The organism is Streptomyces sp. NPDC058401, from assembly GCF_042722885.1.
Classification (GTDB): Bacteria; Actinomycetota; Actinomycetes; order Streptomycetales; family Streptomycetaceae; genus Streptomyces.
Genome location: NZ_JBHXKA010000260.1, coordinates 1 through 3,870 on the forward strand (window position 1 = coordinate 1; position 3,870 = coordinate 3,870).

3 protein-coding genes are annotated in these 3,870 nt (G+C 69.7%); all 3 read right to left on the reverse strand.

Going from position 1 to position 3,870, the window contains the following annotated elements; all coding sequences use genetic code 11:
* Positions 1-79 precede the first annotated feature (79 nt).
* The 3 genes from sucD to ACFWNV_RS39495 all read right to left on the reverse strand — a co-directional run bounded on the left by sucD (position 80) and on the right by ACFWNV_RS39495 (position 3,621).
* Positions 80-973, reverse strand: coding sequence for a succinate--CoA ligase subunit alpha (gene sucD / locus ACFWNV_RS39485; RefSeq protein ID WP_383957133.1), 894 nt, complete (start codon positions 971-973; stop codon positions 80-82).
* A 21-nt stretch (positions 974-994) separates the two neighbouring features.
* Positions 995-2,173 (reverse strand): ADP-forming succinate--CoA ligase subunit beta, encoded by a 1,179-nt coding sequence (gene sucC, locus ACFWNV_RS39490; RefSeq protein WP_266626308.1) that lies wholly within the window; start codon positions 2,171-2,173, stop codon positions 995-997.
* A gap of 296 nt (positions 2,174-2,469) precedes the next feature.
* Complete coding sequence (locus ACFWNV_RS39495; protein WP_383957137.1) at positions 2,470-3,621, reverse strand: VWA domain-containing protein; 1,152 nt, start codon at positions 3,619-3,621, stop codon at positions 2,470-2,472.
* Between the last annotated feature and the right edge of the window lie 249 nt (positions 3,622-3,870).

Consider the following 3,870-nt stretch of genomic DNA (forward strand, 5'->3'; position numbering starts at 1 on the left):
GGCCCGCACCCTGTGAGGGGTGCGGGCCACGCCCGTCTGCGCGTACCGCCGAAAGGCGGCAGCGCGACTCCTGCTGCGACTACTTCTGCGCGGCGTTCAGGATCTCGCGCGCCAGCTTCGCGGTCTCGGTCGGCGTCTTGCCGACCTTCACGCCCGCGGCCTCCAGGGCTTCCTTCTTGGCCTGTGCGGTGCCAGAAGAACCGGAGACGATCGCACCGGCGTGACCCATGGTCTTGCCCTCGGGGGCGGTGAAGCCCGCGACGTAGCCGACGACCGGCTTGGTGACGTTCTTCGCGATGAAGTCCGCCGCACGCTCCTCGGCGTCGCCGCCGATCTCGCCGATCATGACGATCAGGTCGGTGTCGGGGTCCGCCTCGAACGCCTCCAGGGCGTCGATGTGCGTGGTGCCGATGACCGGGTCGCCACCGATGCCGACGGCGGAGGAGAAGCCGATGTCACGGAGCTCGTACATCATCTGGTAGGTCAGCGTGCCCGACTTCGACACGAGACCGATGCGGCCGGGCTTGGTGATGTCGCCCGGGATGATGCCGGCGTTGGACTGGCCGGGGGTGATCAGACCCGGGCAGTTCGGGCCGATGATCCGCGTCTTGTTGCCCTTGCTGGAGGCGTACGACCAGAAGGCGGCGGAGTCGTGCACCGCGATGCCCTCGGTGATGACGACGGCCAGCGGGATCTCGGCGTCGATCGCCTCGACCACGGCGGACTTGGCGAACGCCGGCGGGACGAAGAGGACGGAGACGTTGGCGCCCGTCTTCTCGATCGCCTCGGCGACGGAACCGAAGACCGGGACCTCGGTGCCGTCGAAGTCGACGGTGGTGCCGGCCTTGCGCGGGTTCACGCCGCCGACGATGTTGGTGCCGTCAGCCAGCATCAGCTTGGTGTGCTTCATGCCCGTGGCACCGGTCATGCCCTGGACGATGACCTTGCTGTCCTTGTTGAGGAAGATAGCCATGTGAGTCTGTGACCTCTGCCCTTACTTCGCAGCCGCGAGCTCGGCGGCCTTGTCGGCCGCGCCGTCCATGGTGTCCACGCGCTGAACCAGCGGGTGGTTGGCGTCCGAGAGGATCTTGCGACCCAGCTCGGCGTTGTTGCCGTCGAGACGGACGACGAGCGGCTTGGTGACCGCCTCGCCCTTCTCCTCCAGCAGGGCCAGCGCCTGGACGATGCCGTTGGCGACCTCGTCACACGCGGTGATGCCACCGAAGACGTTGACGAACACGGACTTGACGTCCGGGTCGCCGAGGATGATCTCGAGACCGTTGGCCATGACGGCGGCGGAAGCGCCACCGCCGATGTCCAGGAAGTTGGCGGGCTTGACGCCGCCGTGGTTTTCGCCGGCGTACGCGACGACGTCGAGGGTGCTCATGACGAGACCCGCGCCGTTGCCGATGATGCCGACCTCGCCGTCGAGCTTCACGTAGTTGAGGTTCTTCGCCTTGGCGGCGGCCTCGAGCGGGTTCGCGGCAGCGTGGTCCACGAACTCCTCGTGGCCCGGCTGGCGGAACTCGGCGTTCTCGTCGAGCGAGACCTTGCCGTCGAGCGCGATGACGTCGCCGTTGGCGACCTTCGCGAGCGGGTTGACCTCGACGAGGAGCGCGTCCTCGGCGATGAAGGTCGCCCACAGGGTCACGAGGACCTCGGCGACCTTCTCGGCGACCTCGGCCGGGAACTGCGCCAGCGCGACGATCTCGCGGGCCTTCTCGATGGTCACGCCCTCGTTGGCGTTCACCGGGACCTTGGCGAGCTTCTCCGGGGTCTCCTCGGCGACCTGCTCGATGTCCATGCCACCCGCGACCGAGGCCATGGCCAGGAAGGTCCGGTTGGTCCGGTCGAGGAGGTACGAAACGTAGTACTCCTCCAGAATCTCCGGAGCCGTCTCGGCGATCATCACCTTGTGGACCGTGTGGCCCTTGATGTCCATCCCGAGGATGTCCGTCGCACGGGCGACGGCCTCGTCCGGGGTGGCCGCCAGCTTCACGCCGCCGGCCTTGCCGCGGCCGCCGACCTTCACCTGCGCCTTGACGACCGACTTGCCGCCCAGCCGCTCCGTGGCCTCGCGCGCCGCCTCAGGCGTGTCGATCACTTCACCGGCCAGCACCGGTACACCGTGCTTGGCGAAGAGGTCCCTCGCCTGGTACTCGAACAGGTCCACGCGCGTCCGTCCCTTGTCTTCAAAGATTCGCAGTGATTCGCGGTTGTCTGCTATCTGCGTGGGCGTGCCGCGGAGGGCAACGTGACGGCGCTGTCACAAGGAAGGCGCACACGGTGACCGTGGACGCGGCATGTCCGTCCCGCAGGTTATCCCCGTGGGACGTAGGTCCCTAAATCGCAGATCACACCTGAGCGGTGATACCTGTCACAGATCGCCTCACGGTTGAACTGCATCTTCGTGCGATCCACCGATGTCCGGCCCGTCCCCGGCCGGGTCCTGCCACGCAGTGCGACCACTCACGGGACGGGCAGCGGCCGCTTCTCCAGCGCCGCGGCCATCACCTCCGGGAACAGGTCGGGGGTGCAGGCGAAGGCCGGTGCGCCGAGCGCCGCGAGGGCGGCCGCATGGTCCCGGTCGTAGGCGGGCGCGCCCTCGTCGGACAGCGCCAGCAGCGTCACGAACTCCACCCCCGCCGCCTTCATGGCCGCGACCCGCTTCAGCATCTCGTCGCGTATCCCGCCCTCATAGAGATCACTGATGAGGACGACGACGGTGTCGGCGGGCCTGGTGATCTTCGACTGGCAGTAGGCGAGCGCCCGGTTGATGTCGGTGCCGCCCCCGAGCTGGGTGCCGAAGAGCACGTCGACGGGATCGTCGAGCTGGTCGGTCAGATCGACCACCGCGGTGTCGAAGACGACCAGCCGGGTCGCGATCGAGCGCATCGAGGCCAGCACCGCCCCGAAGACGGAGGCGTAGACGACGGAGGCCGCCATCGACCCGGACTGGTCGATGCAGAGCACGACCTCCTTCTTCACCGCCCGCGCGGCACGGCCGTACCCGACCAGCCGCTCGGGAACCACGGTCCGGTACTCGGGCAGGTAGTTCTTCAGGTTCGCCCTGATGGTCCGGTCCCAGTCGATGTCCGCGTGCCGCGGCCGGCCGATCCGGGCGGACCGGTCGAGCGCGCCCGTCAGCGTCGCCCGCGTCCGGCTCGCGAGCCGCTTCTCCAGCTGCTCGACCACCTTGCGCACGACGGCGCGGGCGGTCTCCCTCGTCGTCTCGGGCATGGCCTTGTTGAGGGAGAGCAGGGTGCCGACGAGGTGCACGTCCGGCTCCACCGCCTCCAGCATCTCGGGCTCCAGCAGCAGGGCGGACAGGCCGAGCCGCTGGATCGCGTCCCGCTGCATGACCTGCACCACGGAGGTGGGGAAGTACGTCCGGATGTCCCCGAGCCAGCGCGCCACGCGGGGCGCGGACCCCCCGAGTCCGGCCGACCGCTCCCCCGCCCGCTTGCGCCCCGCGTCGCCGCCGTACAGCGCCCCGAGCGCGGCATCCATCCCGGCATCGGCCCCGCTCAGCGCACACCCGGTCCCCTCCCCCTCTCCCCCACCCAGCACCATCCGCCACCGCCGCAACCGCTCGCCGTCACTCACGTCCGCCCCACCCATCTGCCGTACCTCCCGCTCTTGAAGTAATGCCGCTGTGCGGGGCGGAGTCCCCCCACCCGCCCTTCGCCCGTTCCCCGGGGCTGCGCCCCGGGCCCCCGTGCCTCACACGGCGGCGGGGCTGAAATGGCGCTCCGCGCCATCCAGCCGGACGCCGACCAAAATCAGCCCTCCGGCGTTTGAGGAGCCGGGGTCCGGGGGCCGGGGGCCGGGGGCCGGGGGCCGGGGGCCGGGGGCCGGGACCGGCGGCGC